The organism is Sphingomonas sp. CFBP 13720 (genome assembly GCF_014842075.1).
Lineage (GTDB): Bacteria > Pseudomonadota > Alphaproteobacteria > Sphingomonadales > Sphingomonadaceae > Sphingomonas.
In genome coordinates, this window is the sequence record NZ_JACYVA010000001.1 from 158589 (window position 1) to 175218 (window position 16630).

At 64.6% G+C, this 16630-nt stretch carries 10 protein-coding genes and 1 tRNA gene; 5 read left to right on the top strand and 6 right to left on the bottom strand.

Translation table 11 applies throughout. The features are described 5' to 3' along the window. The first annotated feature begins 369 nt into the window (after positions 1-369). Positions 370-1473: a sensor histidine kinase gene (locus IFT55_RS00830; protein ID WP_192088508.1), complete on the top strand. Its 1104-nt coding sequence runs from the start codon at positions 370-372 to the stop codon at positions 1471-1473. Further along, the gene (locus tag IFT55_RS00835) at positions 1454-1894 is read left to right on the top strand and encodes a response regulator (RefSeq protein ID WP_342029192.1); all 441 of its coding nucleotides are present in this window, start codon (positions 1454-1456) and stop codon (positions 1892-1894) included. Before IFT55_RS00830 ends, IFT55_RS00835 begins: the two co-directional genes overlap by 20 nt. Before the next feature lie 599 nt (positions 1895-2493). On the opposite strand, the gene IFT55_RS00840 is transcribed toward IFT55_RS00835, so the two are convergent. The 6 genes from IFT55_RS00840 to IFT55_RS00865 form a co-directional block, all read right to left on the bottom strand. After that, positions 2494-2570, bottom strand: a tRNA-Met gene (locus IFT55_RS00840). A 55-nt stretch (positions 2571-2625) separates the two neighbouring features. Beyond that, positions 2626-3141, bottom strand: coding sequence for a 2'-5' RNA ligase family protein (locus IFT55_RS00845; protein ID WP_249403508.1), 516 nt, complete (start codon positions 3139-3141; stop codon positions 2626-2628). Continuing rightward, on the bottom strand, positions 3138-5060 hold the full coding sequence (locus IFT55_RS00850; protein WP_192089599.1) for a KUP/HAK/KT family potassium transporter: 1923 nt from the start codon (positions 5058-5060) through the stop codon (positions 3138-3140). The genes IFT55_RS00845 and IFT55_RS00850 overlap by 4 nt, the downstream gene beginning before the upstream one ends. Before the next feature lie 170 nt (positions 5061-5230). Beyond that, positions 5231-7909, bottom strand: a complete 2679-nt coding sequence (locus IFT55_RS00855; RefSeq protein WP_192088510.1) for an exo-rhamnogalacturonan lyase family protein — start codon at positions 7907-7909, stop codon at positions 5231-5233. Between the two features lie 9 nt (positions 7910-7918). Then, complete coding sequence (locus tag IFT55_RS00860) at positions 7919-8515, bottom strand: DUF6250 domain-containing protein (protein WP_342029193.1); 597 nt, start codon at positions 8513-8515, stop codon at positions 7919-7921. A gap of 131 nt (positions 8516-8646) precedes the next feature. Further along, complete coding sequence (locus IFT55_RS00865) at positions 8647-11865, bottom strand: TonB-dependent receptor (protein WP_192088511.1); 3219 nt, start codon at positions 11863-11865, stop codon at positions 8647-8649. Positions 11866-12039: 174 nt separating this feature from the next. Between IFT55_RS00865 and IFT55_RS00870 the strand changes: the two genes are divergently transcribed. Genes IFT55_RS00870 through IFT55_RS00880 form a run of 3 tightly spaced genes read left to right on the top strand, consistent with a single transcriptional unit; the run spans position 12040 to position 16612 of the window. Continuing rightward, the gene (locus tag IFT55_RS00870; RefSeq protein WP_192088512.1) at positions 12040-13923 is read left to right on the top strand and encodes a rhamnogalacturonan lyase; all 1884 of its coding nucleotides are present in this window, start codon (positions 12040-12042) and stop codon (positions 13921-13923) included. Next, positions 13920-15119, top strand: a complete 1200-nt coding sequence (locus tag IFT55_RS00875) for a rhamnogalacturonan acetylesterase (RefSeq protein ID WP_342029194.1) — start codon at positions 13920-13922, stop codon at positions 15117-15119. The genes IFT55_RS00870 and IFT55_RS00875 overlap by 4 nt, the downstream gene beginning before the upstream one ends. Further along, positions 15119-16612 carry a rhamnogalacturonidase gene (locus IFT55_RS00880; RefSeq protein WP_192089606.1) on the top strand — a complete coding sequence of 498 codons (1494 nt, stop codon included), beginning with the start codon at positions 15119-15121 and terminating at the stop codon, positions 16610-16612. Before IFT55_RS00875 ends, IFT55_RS00880 begins: the two co-directional genes overlap by 1 nt. Positions 16613-16630 lie beyond the last annotated feature (18 nt).

Sequence of the window (16630 nt, forward strand, 5' to 3'; positions counted from 1 at the left end):
GGAAATAAAGGTGGGCAGCGTCGCGCCATTGTCGACCATACGGGCCGCGAACCCGGCGGCCGATGGCGGATCGGGAAAAGGCATGCGCAGAACGCTCTGCTACGCGAACACATTGTCGCCTGTCACTGGCCGCGATGCGCTATAGGCCGACGATATGATGCGAAGTCCGTATCATCGAACCGCTGCATCGAACCGCCTGTCTTCTCCGACCGCCTCCTCTACTTCCCGCACGCCGTTCATGCTCGCCGTTGCGTAAGGCGTTAATCGACATAACAAATCCGCCCCTTCCCAATGAAATCCGTTTGCGCCTATCGGATACTATCGTCAGTGCCGATCGCGCGGATGGTATTGGTCAACGGGCGCGGCATCATGATGGCACAGATCGGTAAATCCGGAACGGCGAACGTCGTCGAACCAGCGCAAACAATGAAGGCGCTGACGTGGCAGTATGACTGGTCGGCAGGTCCGCTTGGCGCCATCGAACAGTGGACGCCCTGTCTTCGAACCACCGTCGACATCATGCTCGCCGCGGGGCACGCAATGTGCCTGATGTGGGGTCCCGAGCGAATCTTTCTCTACAACGACGCCTACGCACCTGTCCTTGGTGTTCGCCACCCTGCGGCGTTGGGCATGCCGACCGCTTCCATATGGTCGGACGTCTGGAGCGAGATCGAACCGATCGTCGACCGGACGTTCGCCGGAGAAACCTGCCGATTCGAAGAAATGCCGCTGACGACGACGCGCAACGGCTACCCGGAACAGACGTGGTGGGATTTCTGCTACTCGCCCGTACTGGGTGCCGACGGCCATGTTGCCGGGTTGCTGAACGTGACCCTGGAAAGCACGGCGCGCGTTGTCGACCGTCAGCAACTCGACCGGTCGCGCGAACAGCAGCAGTTGCTCAATGCCGAGCTTAGTCACCGCATCAAGAATACGATGAGCGTGGTGCAGGCGATCGCAACACAGACCCTCGGCCAGACTGTTCAGCCGACCGCCATGCACGCCTTTGGCGACAGGCTAAAAGCGCTTACCGCGTCGCATGATCTCTTGACGCGCGAAAGTTGGTCGACGACACAACTGGAAGAGCTCGCCCGCTCCGCAATGGTTACCTTCGGTGAAGAACGCTTCGCCATTACAGGTCCCGCCGTCGCGATCGGTCCACGATCCACGATCGCGCTCTCGCTGCTGCTGCACGAACTCGGGACCAATGCGGTCAAATATGGCGCATTGAGCGTACCGCACGGGCGGATCAGTCTGACATGGAATATTGCCGGCGACGGTGAGGAACGAGTCCTCGTTCTTACGTGGCGCGAGGAGGATGGTCCGCCGGCGATCGAACCTGAACGAAAAGGTTTCGGATCGCGTATCATTCGCATGGGTCTTACCGGCTCGGGCGGCGTTAACGTTCAATACGACATCTCTGGATTCCGGCTCGAGGCTCGCGCCCCGCTCCGTGATCTACAAGAAGCTTGAGGCGCCAGTACGCATGGGCCAGTCCACACCCGTCAATCGTCACCCGGTGCTGATCGTCGAAGATGAACCTATCCTACGCCTTGAAGCACTGGACATGGTCGAGGCCGCCGGTTTCGAACCGGTCGAGGCGACGAGCGTCGAGCACGCAATTCGGATTCTCGAGGAACGGCCCGACATTCGCCTCGTCTACATGGATCTCGACATGCCGCGCGGAATCAAGGGTATCGAAATTGCCGCGGCCATTCGAAACCGCTGGCCGCCAATCGAGATCATTCTGATTGCCGCCTTTTCGATGGGCGAGGAACTGGAGTTGCCGGTTCGCGCACAATTCTTTGCAAAACCGGTACGGTACACGCAGATCGTGGGCGCAATGCGAAGCATGATGGCGCATGTCGGCGAAGGCGACCGCAAATGCGCCTGAACGGGGCGGGACAAGGATAGCTTCGGACGTTCGCGTCTGGTGCCGTTATGAACGGACCGCGTACCGTGCTGTCGCAGCCATCGCATGCAGAGCAGTTCGATATCGCCACCTGCGGGACGTATGCGGGATAACCGGCTGCAGTCGGACGTGCTCCGTGCTCGACACGCGTGCAGTCATCTGCACGATGCGAATATTGATTGATGATCGGCAAACGTGAAGCGCACGTGGCGTGCTTGCTGGTGATGATCGCCGCCGGGACGTCCTACTTAAGAGACGTCTACGTAGCACTCGCCACACGAAAGGGTGGACCCGACGCATCTTGGCGCGAACGTACGAACATCGACGCGATCGCGGCAGTCGCTATCAATTGAAATATGGTTCGGGATTACGCGGCTGTTCGGGGGCTGACAGCGATACCGAAAAGTCGGCCCCAGCGTACGACAGGATAAACGCGAGACTGTGTGGCTTAGTGGAGGGATCGGAAATCAGTCCCGACAACCTCAACGGATCCGGTATCGGAGTTTTCCTGTCGTTCGCTGCCGTCAGCGCGGTCGCGGCTGACAACAAGCGGCGAAACCGTACGCCCCGGCCTGTTATGATGGTAGCGAAGGAGGGATTTGAACCCCCGACCCCAGGATTATGATTCCCGTGCTCTAACCAACTGAGCTACTTCGCCCCAACGGCATCCCCTGTCGGGGAGGGCGGGCCTATACGAACGCCCGGGGTGAAGGTCAAGCGAACATGTGACGTGAAAGTGGCTCCCATGGACCGCCGCGATACCACCAGCTTGCGAGCCCTGCGACCTTGAGCGGACGGGGCGCGAAACCGGCGTCGAGTTGCGCCAGCAACGCCCTTGCCACGGCAGGTTCGACCTTGTTTTGCACCGTCACGTGCGGACGCCATCCGGCACGGTCCTGGGGCACCAGCATCGACGCGAAGGCGTCGGCGAGGTCCGCACGGATCGCCTCAAGCTCCGGTGATTCGATGCGATAGGCGACGCCGCGGCCGAGGTTCATCAGGCCGCCGACACGGGCAATGGGCGACGGCTGGCCGCGCGTCAGCGTCGATAGCCGTCGCTTCAGTTCGGTACCCAGTTCGGGGGCCAGATGGTGGAACATCGTGCAATGTGCCGCCAGTACGTTGCGCTCCGGCGGGAAATAGGCGCGACGCTGACCGTCGAACCACGCCTGATCCTCGCCACCGAACAGCGCGGTGACGATGATCGGGGCGGGGCCGGCGTCGCTCAAATCTCTACCTGACTGCCCAGTTCGACCACGCGATTGGTCGGCAACCGGAAGAATTCCATCGCACTTTCCGAGTTTTGCAGCATCCATGCGAACAGCTTTTCGCGCCAGATCGGCATGCCCGGCCGCGACGACGGCAGCAATGTCTGTCGCGCGAGGAAAAAGCTGGTGTCCATCATGCGGAAGTCGCCATCGCAGCCCCCGACGTCACGCAACGCACCCGGCACGTCCGGGTCTTGCATGAACCCGAATTTCAGGATCAGACGGTGAAAACCCTGCCCCAGATCCTCGCTCACCGTCCGCGCGGCGGTATCGACATAGGGCGTGTCGCCGATCTTGACGGTCAGCAGGATCACACGCTCGTGCAGCACCTTGTTGTGCTTGAGGTTGTGGAGCAGCGCGTGCGGCACGCCTTCGGGCGTGGAGGTCATGAACACCGCCGTACCCGGCACGCGCGTCGCGGAATTTGCTGCCGACTGGATGAACACCTTGATCGGCATTGCCGCCTCGCGCATCCGCGCGATCATCAACGCGCGGCCCTTCGCCCAAGTCGTCAGCAGTACGAACACGATGACGGCCACCAGCAACGGGAACCAGCCGCCGTCGGGCACCTTGGTCAGGTTCGACGCGAAATACGCGCCGTCGATGCACAGGAACGCGAACACGAACGCCCATGTCGCGCTCGACGGCCAGTTCCAAACGCGCTTGACCAACACGCCGACCATGCAGGTGCTGATGAACATCGTACCGGTCACCGCGATGCCATAGGCGGCGGCAAGGTTGGACGATTCGCGGAAGCCGAAGATCAGCAGCAACACCATGATGAGCAGTGCCCAGTTGACCGCCGGGATGTAGATCTGCCCCGCCGCATCCGCACTGGTATGTTCGATGCGCAGACGCGGCATCAGCCCAAGCTGCACCGCCTGCTGCACGACCGAGAACGCACCGGTGATGACCGCCTGACTGGCGATGACCGTCGCCATGGTGGCAAGAATGACCAGCGGCAGCCGGAAATCCTCCGATGCCATGAAGAAGAACGGATTGCTCGCGGCTGCAGGGTTGGCGAGCAGCAGCGCGCCCTGCCCCAGATAGTTTATCATCAGCGCGGGCAGGACCAGATACAGCCACGCGACCTGAATTGGTCGCCGCCCGAAATGCCCCATATCGGCGTAGAGCGCTTCCGCGCCGGTCACCGCCAGCACCACCGAGCCGAGCGCCAGAAACGCGAGCAGGCCATCGTTCGCGACGAATCGCACTGCCCAGATCGGGTTCAACGCCTGAAAGATATCCGGCCGGTCCATGATGTTCAGGATGCCGAGCACCGTCAGCGTCGCGAAATAGGCGAGCATGATCGGCCCGAACAGCCGTCCGACACTGGCAGTGCCGACCGCCTGCAACCAGAACAGCCCGATCATGATGACCACCGCGATCGGAATGACGAACGAATCGAACCCGTCGCTGACGGTCGCCAGCCCCTCGACCGCCGACAGCACCGATATAGCAGGCGTTATCATGCAGTCGCCGAAGAACAGCGCCGTCGCCAGCACGCCAAGGATCACAAGGCTGGCAGTCCAGCGCCCGCCCCCGCTCTTGCGCTGTATCAACGCCAGCAGCGCGAGGCTGCCGCCTTCGCCATTATTGTCGGCGCGCATGATGATGAAGACGTATTTGATCGTCACGATCAGCATGAGCGACCAGAAGACGAGGCTGACGACCCCGAAGATGTTCAGCTGATCGACGGTCAACGGATGGTGCCCGACGAACACTTCCTTCATCGCATACAGCGGCGAAGTACCGATATCGCCGTACACGACGCCGATCGCGCCGAGCGACAGCTTGGCCAGCGACTGACGCCGGCCATGATGGCCTGCCCCGTCGTCGGGAAGGTCGATGGCTTCGGACGAAGCCTCTCTGGAAAATATCACGGGCGCGGGAACCGCGCCTTGGAGGCAACGAGCTTGGTCATATCGACCGCGTCCCAATGGTTCAGGGCCGGGCCGTTAGCACGCGCAACATGGGTCCGCAACGGGACAAGATGGGGCGTACCGACTGCACGGTTCCTGAACGGGATTTTCCCCGACCTTCCTGCTCTTTAACGGCGTGCTCGCGGTACGAAGGCATCGATTGCCGCCGGAATCAGCGCCAGGTTCTGGATCGCTGCCAGACCCCATTGCGATGCCGCATTGGTGCTGACACCGGGCCACTCGACGACCCCGCCCGGCAAGCGGATGCGCGGATCGCCCGCCGCCACGCCCAGCCCCGCACGACCGGCAAAGAACTCTCCCGCCCCGCGCGTCGCCAGTGCCGCATCGCCCGTGGCCCGGGCGGCATAGGCAGTCAGCCGTGAATGCGCTTCGCCCAGATTCTCCGACCCCTTGCGTGGACCGAAGCGTGCCTCGAACGCTGCCTTCGGTGCGTTGTAATAACGGCAATAGTCCAGCCAAGCCGCCCGATAGCCCGGTACGTCGAGCAGCCCGAGCAACTCGGCATTGACCTCGACCGCGCCGAACACCGCGTTCAGATGCGACAGCGACACCTGATCACCCGACCCGACGAACCGCCCGCTGGCCAGATGATAGGGCGCGCTTCCGGCCATCCAACCGTTCTTCAACCGTCCGATACTGTCCATTCCGGCGACCAAACGATCGCGCCAGCGGATGTCGCCCGTTCGCTCCCATTCGGTCAGCCATGCGGCAGCAAGCGAACACCAGACCGTGCCGAACGACATTTCGATCGTACCGGGCGGCAGTACCGGACGTGCGGCCCCCGGGACTTTCCGGCCGATTTCGACCTGCGTCAGCGTGTTCGCCGAATCGAGCAGGTCGCGCATCAGATCGCCGACCCGTTCGTCGGCCGTGAGATAGTAGAAGATGCGGCGATAGGCGGCAGTGCTGACCCGCGGCTGTTTCGAACTGTCGCTCCAGTGCTGGACGCCATGCCGCGTCCCCATCCCCCGGAACCGGCCGAGATGGTACACGTCGACTTCGCCGGTGTGACGGGTCATCGCTTCCGCCAGCCGATATGCCTGTCCGCCGCCGGTGCGCACCGCCTGCAACCACAGCCAGAGGTCGGGTGACAATTCGCTGTTGGCCCATGCGAAGCCGCCGATATCGTACCGCCACTGATGCCGGTCGGCATCGTAGGTGTGCATTACGTCGCCATGATTCCAGAAGCCGTACCAGTGCCGCCGGTCGACCTCCCCCGCATAGAAATCGACGAGGTTCGTCAGTTGATTCTCGATCGCGGTGCGATTGGGCGTCGACCGGTCCGGCAGGCTCCAGTCGCCGAACACCCCCGCCGCGTGCAGCCCGGCGGCGTCCGCGACCAGCTGAGGCGGTTGGGCACCGATCGTCGCCAGTTCCTGCAACCGTGCGGTTGGCGGCGTCGCGCCGAACGCCCACAGCATCAGTTCGCTGGTCCGTGCCACGCCGACGGCGGTGTCCCAACCCGGCTCGTAATCCTCGTAGGTGACGGCCAGTCCTTCGTTCTGCGCGGCGAACGCTTCCATGCTCATCGTGTCGCGATAGGGGCGAAGGTCCATCGCCGCCGCTTGCGGCGACCACAGCCACATCGTCAGCGTCGCGGCGTCGCTTGCCGCGTCGGCCACGGCGATCTCGGTGGGGTGTCGCTGCCAGAACCACCGCGCCGACAGCGCCGCACCGCCGGACGGCGAACCGACATAGCCGAAACCGGGCGCGCGTCCGCCTTCCGCGGCATCGATCCATGCGTGGCCGGGGGCGGTACGCTTGCGGAGTGTGAAGCCGCCCGCCGATAGTTGCGTCAACGACACGTCCCCCCACGCCGGAATACGTTCGATCAGATCGCCGACGGGCTTGTCCATCGCAGCGGGCGGCGGCGTGGCCTTGCCCGCAACCTGTGCCGCGCGGGTCGCGGCGCCGGGATCGCGGCGAAGTCCGGTCAGCGGGCGCACCGCCTCCACGAACATCGTGTCGTCGCCCAGCGCGAACCGGACATGCCGATCGTGCAGCGGCGCGGTCATTGGCACCGAAGTCGCGACGCCGATGCCGGATACGAACCACTGCGCCGGATCGAGGTCGTGGACGAAGCTGTGCACGACCCGCAGCCCTTCCGACCCGGCATAGGCATAGAGCCGAACGGTGAAGGGCAGCGCCGATTGGCCGCCGCCCATATGGCGGCCCTCCACCTTCACTACCGCGCGGACCGGGCCGCGCTGTTCGATCGTAACCCGTTCGATCGTGCCTTTCAGCGGGATACGCGGTCCGTCCGGCGACCCCCGCCGCACTTCGCCAACCAGCGCGACGTCGCGAAGGACCGCGCGACCGCCCCGCGTCGCCTGGCGAATCACCGCGTCACCAACGCGCGGGATTTCCCAGCGCAGATCGCCGCTTCGGATGACGATCAGATCGCCGCGTTCCTCGACCCGGACCGGATCGGCAGGCGCGGCAGCGCGGCCGGGCGTTACCTGAAGGCCACTACCGATCGCGGCATCGGCCGGCAGCGCGTGCGCCGTCCATTTGACCGATCCGTCGGGCCATGTCGCGGTGATCCAGCTTTGCGCCGGGATAGGCCGCCCGGCCGCGTCACGGACCGCCAGCGACTGACGCCCAGTCACGGTGCCGCGCGGCCACGCCAGTCCGAACGTCTGTCCGGCATGCAGCGTCGGCGTCGTCCCGTCGACCCACTTCGCCCGGGCCAGCGGCGCCGGACGCGTCGCCGCAACGCCCGGGAGGGCGCGGACGGTCGCGGCGACCATGGTCGATGCAAGCAGGGTGCGGCGCGTCAGGCGCATGGCGGTTCCTTATCGGTGAGAGATGCGAAGACGGCGGATCTTCAAATGGCTCTGCGTCGTACGGAGTGCGAACCAGCCGCTGCGATAGGGTTCGGCATCGTTCAGGACGAACAGCGTACGCCCGTCGCGTTCGACCGCGATATGCGAACCATCCGCGATCAGCGTGATCGTCGTCCAGCGATTGGGACGCAGCATATCCGCCGCACCCGTTCGGTCGTGTTCGGGCAACAGCGGACGGACACCGGGCACGCCGACATAGCGGCGCATCCGCGTCGTCGTGTTCCGGTTGCCACCGATCCCGACATAATAGGTCTTTAGCGTATCATACCGTTCGAACCTGCCGAAGCGGCCGGCGGCGAACACCGAGCCATCGGGTGCGGCAGGATCACTGGCCATCCAGAAGGCGTTGAGGTCGCTGACCGCATCGTTCGGCCCGCCGCGTGCTACGGCCATCGCCTCGAACCGGATGCGCACCGGCCCGGTAAGCCGTTGCGGGTGCCACAGCGTCAGCCCCTTCGCGGTATCGATATCGATGCTGCCGGACGACCCGATGCGCACGATCGCCGCCGGGTCTTCGGCCTCGATCCGCCACGCTGGCGCCTCCACCGGATGTATGCACGCGCCGAGCAGCAGCGCGGATACAAGAACACCCGGCCGCCACGAGGGCGTCCGGGTGCAGGTGGGGAAATCGGGGCCGGGCCGGAACGGCATCGCAGGAAGACGTCCGGCCCGGTCGGTCACAGCTTGAACTGCGCACCCACGAAGATGCGGCGGCCATAATCGCTGTATTCGATCGAACGGGCGTCATCGATGTACGACCGCGCCAGTTCGTTGGTCAGGTTCAGCGCTTCGAAGAACAGGCTGTACTGCGGCGTGATGCGGAACTGGACCCGCGCATCGACATAGGTTTCGCCCCGCCGGAATACCGGGTTGTTGCTGACCGACGCGTCGGCGGCCGTGAGCAGATAGTCGCTGCGCTTGTTGTAGCTGACCCGGGCGTTCAGCCAGTCCTTGTCGTAGAAAACGCTGCCATTGTACGTGTATTTGGACAGGCCGGGAAACGCGTCGAGCGCTTCGCCCGTCGCCACGTTCGTCAGCGAGCTGTTGAGCGCGCGGCTGTAGGTGAAGTTGCCGTTCACCCCGAAACCGTCGAACGGCGCGGGCAGGAAGGTGAACGCCGTCGATGCACTGAATTCGAACCCGTCGAGCTTCGCCCCGAAGCCGTTGGTCGGCTGGCGGACCGTGAACAATGCGCCGTCACCGAACAGGTCGACGCCCGCGATAACCTGAGCCGGCAGAACGAAGCTTTTGATGTTCTTGTAATAATAGCCGATGCTGACGACGGTGTCGGCATTGGGATACCATGCTGCGTTCAGGTCGTATTGATCGGCACGATACGGCTTTAGCGACGGGTTGCCAGCCGTGCAGGTGTCTTCGCCGGCGATCGAGTCCGCCGTATCGATGACGCAATTAACGGCGGGCGACAGATCGGTCGGACGCGGGCGTGCCAGATTCTTGGCGTAGGTCGCACGGACGAACAGGTTGGGCTGTACCTCCAGCGACAGGTTCACCGCCGGCAACCAGTCGTGATAATCGTTGGTCAGCGTCACTTCCTGCACCGCGACGGTGGCGATTTCGATTACTGGTGGAATGCCGTTAACGCCCGTACCCGGCCGCACGCGGTTTTCGCGCCGTGTATTGCTGCTGGTCGAGTCATCACGGGTGTAGGTGTACCGCATGCCGCCGTTGCCGGTCAGCGGCATCCCGAAGATTTCGGTGCCGAAGTTCAGCTTCAGATACCCGGCAACGATCTTCTCGTTGATGATGTAGCCCGGGATCTGCGGCAGACCATTTGCTTCACGTACCCGGTCCTGATTGAAGCCGGACAGGTCGTAGAACCGCGACAGATTGGCGAAATCGAACAGCGGTTGCGCCAGACGTGTAGGCGCGCCTTCGACCGCGTCGATCCCGCCGAACAGCGGCGCGCCTCCGGTGATGCCGCCATTGGTCTGGAGAAACTGCTGATACTGGGCAGGGCTGAAATAATAGGTGTTGGGCTGTGCGCCGGTGGCGGGCACCGGGCCGATGACCGTCGTGTACGACACGTTGTTGTTATACTGGAACACTGCCGGCTGGGCGACAATACCGGCGGCCGGCACCGCCGTCACTTGCGGCGACAGCAGCCGGCTGCCACCCGCGCCATAGAAAACCAGATCCTGACTACGATACTGGCCACCGAACTTGAGGCTTTTGAGGAACCCCGAGTCCAGATCGTAATCGACGTCGAGCTTCAGCTGATCTTCGGCGGAGTCGTTCTGACTGGGGCGGTATTGAACGTTGGGCCCGGACTGCACCAGCAGCTGGCCATTGGCACCGCGCCGGGTATTGTCACCATAGGCCGCGATGTTTGCAGGATCGAAGGCACTGGGAAAGGTGATGATCGGCAGACCATCGTCGTTGCGGCGGTCGACCGAAATGCCCGACACCCCGGTCGTGATCGATACCAGATTGGTTTCGTTGACGCGGTTGCCTTCCGAGCGGGATGCAAGGAACACCATCTTCATCCGGTCGAGGTCCCATTTGAACCCGGTCTGGAGATAGCGTGTGTTCTCGTCATAGCTGAAATCGCGGCGCTGAACGCCGACGATGTTGCTTGCCCCGCCCGAATTGGCGACGATGTTGTTCCCCGGGGGCGTGCCGGCGTTCAGCGCGGTCGTCCAGCTGGTCAAGACGTGGCCGTCGGTCGTGACGAACGACTGCGTCGGACGCGGGCGCGACGTTCCCCCGGCGGCGTTGTTGGCCAATGCCGCGTCGAGATTGTAGCGGGTGATGTCCGGCGTGCTGCTGACGATGCCCGCGTTGTTCAGGCCGCCGCCCATGTTTACGGCGTAGTTGGTGTCGCGCAGATTCTGGTTGCGGTAGTTCAGCTGAACCTGACCCCAGACCGAGAAATTGTCGGCGAACTGGACCTGCGCCTGAAAGTCGACCGACGTGCGCGCATCAGTGCGCTCGTTGTTGCGATAGCGCACCGAGCCCGGCGACCAGTCGAAGAACTGGGTTTCGCATGCCAGCCGAGCCGCCGTCGCGAGCGCCGCCGTCGTGCCCGTGGTGCCGGCGCAGCTCTCGTAGCTGCCGAAATTGGCATAGGCCGGATCGGCAACGGTCTTTTCCGGCGAGCGATCGAAATCGAGATAACGCTGCCAGTTGGTGTTCGCGACCGAATCACCGCGCGTGTCGACGACGCTGTGAGTCACGTTGAACAACACGCCCAGCCGGCCGTCGAGCAGATCGGAACGACCCGCCGTCAGGTTGAAGCGCGGGCGCCATTTTTCGGTGAGGTTGAGGCGCTGGGCCTCACCCTTGATGCTGAACAGCGGCTTCACCAGTTCGAGCGGACGGCGGGTCTCAACCCGCACGGTGCCGCCGATGCCGCCTTCGGTCAGGTCGACGGTATAGCCCTTGTACACGTCGACCGATTTGACCAGTTCGACGGCCAGTTCACGGAAATCGCCGCTGCGCTCGCCGCCGGGCGACTGCTGGCTGACGCCGTTGACCTCGACGCGATTCAAATCGGGTTCAACGCCGCGGATCGAAATCTTGCTGCCTTCGCCAAAGTCTCGTTGCAGCTGGACACCGGTTACCCGCGCCAGCGCCTCGCCGACATTCTTGTCGGGAAAGCTGGCAATGTCTTCCGCGACGATCGAGTCGACCACCGTGTCGGCGTTCTTCTTGCGTGCGTTGGCCGACTGGAGCGATGCCCGCGTACCGGTGACGAGAATGTCGGTTTCTTCGGCCAACGGGTCCGTGGGCGACTGGGCAGTCGTACCGGTGGCCGGTGCGTTGCCGGTTTCAGGCGCGACCTGCGCCCATGCCGGCGCGCTGCCCGATGCGATCAGGAGCGCGAGACCGGATGCAGCCCAACGGACCTGCGACCGGCGATTGGCGATGCGTGACATAGTGACCCCTCCATAATTCCCACTGAATGCGAGGGTATTCCCCGTCATCCCAATTCAGCGACAAAGCGATTTATCGGACTTACCGTCAAAAGCTTGCGTTGCAAAGCAGGATTTTCGCAATATGATATCAGCGTCCATATGGTGGGAACACACCACGACGCCGGGAGGACTGAAATGCGCAATTCATACGCCAGTATTTTATGGGCGGGTGCCGCCGCGCTGATGCCTGCGACCGCCCATGCCCAGCCGACCCCGACGCGTCCCGTCGAACGGTTCGACCGGGGACTCGTGGCGGTTCCGGCAAAGGATGGCGGCAACCATGTGTCGTGGCGGCTGACGGCGTCGGATGCGAAGCGGACCGCGTTCCGCCTGTTGCGCGACGGTCGTCCGATCGCGCCGCGCGTGACCGGGGCGACCAGTTTCCACGATGCCGGCGGGACCGCCGCGTCGCGCTATACGCTAGAACGGATCGGCGGGCGCGAACCGGCGGTGTCGGCGACGCCTTGGGCGAACGGCTATCTCTCGATCCCGCTCGACCGTCCGACGGCGCGGACCACGCCAACTGGCGAACGCTACGAATATACCGCCAACGACGCCAGCGTCGGCGATCTGGACGGCGACGGCCGGTACGAGATCGTGGTGAAGTGGGATACGACCGTTTCGAAGGACAATGCGTTCGGCGGCTATAGCGGCGAAACGCTGCTCGATGCCTATACGCTGGACGGCAAGCGGCTGTGGCGCATCGATCTGGGCCGCAACATCCGGTCGGGTGCGCATTACACGCATTTCATGGTGTTCGACTTCGACGGCGATGGCCGCGCGGAGATCATGATGAAGACCGGCGACGGCACGGTCGACGGCACCGGTCGCGTGCTGGGCGACCCGAATGCCGACTGGCGCGGCAAGGGCGGCGAAGTGGATCAGGCCGACCGCACGGGCGCGCAGACGCTGCCCGATGGTCGCAAGGTCGCGCGCCTCGAAGGGCGTATCCTTCATGGTCCCGAATATCTGAGCGTGTTCGACGGACGTACGGGTCGTGCGCTTGCGACGGAACCCTATGCCCCGCCGCGCGGCGCGGATACTCCCGAAGCGATGACGGCGTTGTGGGGCGATGCCTATGCCAACCGGTCGGACCGATTCCTCGCGGGGGTCGCGTTCCTCGACGGAAAGCGACCGAGTGGCATCTTCGCGCGCGGCTATTACGCGCGCTCGACCATCGCGGCATGGGACTGGCGCAACGGTCGGCTGACGCGCCGCTGGCTGTTCGACAGCGCGACGCCGGGTAACGAAAAGTTCGGCGGACAGGGCAATCACAATCTGTCGGTCGCCGATGTCGATGACGATGGGCGTGACGAGATACTCTATGGATCGATGGCGCTCGACGATACCGGCAAGGGGCTGTGGAGCGCCGGGCTGGGGCATGGCGATGCGATGCATGTCGCCGATCTCGACCCGACCCGACCCGGCCTTGAAAAATTCGGAGTGCACGAGAACGTGTCGCGCAACGGCGGCATCGGATCGGCGATGCTGGATGCGCGGACCGGGCAGGTGCTGTGGACGACCCCCGCGACCAAGGACACCGGTCGCGGCCTGTCCGCCGATATCGATCCGCGCCATGCGGGCGACGAGAACTGGAATTCCAGCACGCCGAACCTCTACACCGCACGCGGACAGGTGATCCCCGGCCCCAAGCCGCGCGTCGCCAATTTCGCGATCTGGTGGGACGGCGATGCCCAGCGCGAACTGCTCGACCGCAACCGCATCACCAAATGGGACTGGCGCACCGGCACGGAAATTCCGTTGCTGGAAGCGACCGGCGCGACGTCGAACAACGGCACCAAATCGAACCCCGCCCTGTCGGCCGACATCCTCGGCGACTGGCGCGAGGAAGTGGTGTTGCGTAGCGAGGACAGCAGCGAACTGCGCGTCTATACTACACCGTACCCGACCATGATCCGTCGGGTGACGTTGATGCACGATCCGATCTATCGCCTTGGCGTGGCGTGGCAGAACACGGCGTACAACCAGCCGCCCCACGCGCAGGTCGCGCCCAAGTGATCGCCGCCCTCGCGATGCTGCTCGCCGGGCCCGTCACGCCGGTCACCTATCGGCTGGACGACGCGCGGGTCCGGCCGGGCGAGACGAAGGTCGAGCGCGAGCAGCCCTATCGCGAGGGAGTCGGCTATGAACCAGGCGGCGGCAGGCGATTTTCGGTCGCGCTGCCCGAGGGAAACTGGCGCGTCACGGTGACGCTGGGCGATGCGCGCGCGGCGACGACGACGATCAAGGCGGAGGCGCGACGGCTTATGCTGGATCGCGTCGCCACCGGGCGCGGACAAAGCGTGACCCGCAGTTTCGTCGTCAACACCCGCACCGCGATGCTGGCACCACCGCCCCCCAATGCGCCGGGCGGAACGATGGTCCGCCTGAAACCGCGCGAGGCGGGCAGCCCGACATGGGACGACCGGTTGACGCTGGAACTATTGGGCGACGCGGCGGTGCGGACAGTGCGGATCGAACCGGCTCAGGTGCCGACCCTGTACCTGACCGGCGATTCCACCGTCACCGACCAGTCGGGCGAGCCGGCGGCGAGTTGGGGACAGATGCTCCCTGCATTCGTGGACGGCGAGGTCGCGGTGGCCAACCATGCGGAGTCGGGCGAGACGCTGAAAGCGTTCCTGACCGAGTTGCGGCTGGACAAAGCGTTGTCGACGATGAAGGCCGGAGACTGGCTGTTCATCCAGTTCGGCCATAACGACCAGAAGGCGCAGTGGCCGCAAACCTATGCCGAAGCGGCCACGACCTACCGCGCGTATCTGAAGGCCTACATCGCCGAGGCCCGGCGGCGCGGCGCGCACCCGGTGCTGGTGACCAGCCCGGAGCGGCGCAATTTCGACGCAACCGGACATATCGTACCGTCGCTGGCGGACTATCCTGCCGCCGTGCGGGCGGTGGCGCAGGAAGAGCGGGTGCCGCTGATCGACCTGAACCGGACCAGCGTGACGCTGTACGAAGCGCTGGGACCGCAGCGCAGCCCGTCGGCGTTCAACGACGGCGGGGCGGACAAGACCCACCATAACAATTACGGCGCGTGGCTGCTGGCGCGCGGCGTTGCGGAGGGGATGCGCGCCATTCCCGGACTGGCCGAGCATGTCACCGCCGCGCGGTTCGATCCGGCGCGGCCACCCCTGCCCGACACCGTCGCGATCGTCGCCAGCACCGCGCGCAGCGCCGACCGCCCGGCCGGCAATTGATCGGGCGGCGCAGCGTGGTCGCGGCGTTGCTGCTGCTGCCCTTTCCCGCCCATGCGGCGCGGCGGTTCGACGTGCGCACGTTCGGCGCTCGGGGAGACGATCGGACGATCGATACGCAGGCGATCCAGCAGGCGATCGATCATGCAGGCCACGGCGGTGGAATAGTAATCGTGCCGCGCGGGCGATATCGCTGCTTCACGTTGCGCCTCGTGAGTAACGTCACGCTGGTGCTGGAGGAAGGTGCGACGATCGTGGCCGCCGATCCGGCGACCGATGGGGGGCGCTACGCCCTGCCCGAGGATCGCGGCGAGCAGTTGTATCAGGATTTCGGGCACAGCCATTGGCACAACAGCCTGATCGTCGGCGACGGGGTTCGGCGGGTCGCGATCCTCGGCCCCGGCGGGATCGACGGTGCCGGACTGACGCGCGACGGCCCGGGCGCGCGTTGGCGAAAACAGGCAGGCGAACGGCCGCTGTCAATGCGTCAGATGACGGCGGCGGAAATCGCGGCACTGGAACCCGATGCCGCACGGATGAACGGGCTGGGTAACAAGGCGATCGCACTGGTCGATGCGCGCGACGTGCGGATCGAGGGGTTGAGCATCCGCAAGGGCGGCCATTTCGCGATCCTCGCGACCGGATGCAGCGACCTGACATTGCGTAACCTGACGATCGACACCGACCGCGACGGCATCGACCTCGATTGCGTATCGCGGGTGCTGGTCGAAGGGTGCCGGGTCAATTCGCCGAACGACGATGCGATCGTGGTAAAGAGCAGCTTCGCGCTAGGGCGGGTGATCGCATCGGAAGACGTCACGATCCGCGACTGCGACGTGTCGGGGTTCGACTTGGGCACGATGATCGACGGCACCCGCCGACGGACGCAGCAGATCGCGCCCGATCGGGACCGGGTGACGGGACGGATCAAGCTGGGCACCGAAAGCAACGGCGGATACCGCCGGATCAGGATCGAACGATGCCGTTTCACCCGGTCGCGCGGCGTGGCGCTGGAAACGGTCGATGGCGGGGTGATGGAGGACGTGATCGTCCGCGACGTGACGATGGACGAAGTTACCACCGCGCCGCTGTTCCTGCGGATCGGCGACCGGCGGCGGGGGCCGGCAGGAACCGGCACCGGCACGATCCGGGGGGTCGTCATAGAGGGACTACGGGCAAGCGGGATCGATCCCCGGTTCGCCGCGACGCTGGCCGGATTGCCGGGGCACCCGATCGAGGACGTGACGCTGCGCGATATCCGGCTGACCTATCTGGGCGGTGGCGCGGCGGTGAAGGTCGATCCGCCGGAGCTGGCCGACGCCTATCCCGAACCCAGCATGTTCGGTCCGACGCCGGCATGGGGACTGTGGTGCCGCCACGTTCGCGGCCTGCGGATTGACGGACTGCACCTTGCCAGCCCCGGTGATGCGCGTCCCGCCACGAAGTTCGACGACGTGACGGACGCAAAGGTGACAAAGTTGACTGGGAACGTTTGATTCCCCTGATTTATCATT

Bases quoted from the DNA above. Each gene is read 5' to 3' on its own strand.
- IFT55_RS00855 (WP_192088510.1), bottom strand. From the start codon at position 7,909: ATGCGCCTGACGCGCCGCACCCTGCTTGCATCGACCATGGTCGCCGCG.
- IFT55_RS00870 (WP_192088512.1), top strand. From the start codon at position 12,040: ATGCGCAATTCATACGCCAGTATTTTATGGGCGGGTGCCGCCGCGCTG.
- IFT55_RS00830 (WP_192088508.1), top strand. From the start codon at position 370: ATGATGGCACAGATCGGTAAATCCGGAACGGCGAACGTCGTCGAACCA.
- IFT55_RS00865 (WP_192088511.1), bottom strand. From the start codon at position 11,865: ATGTCACGCATCGCCAATCGCCGGTCGCAGGTCCGTTGGGCTGCATCC.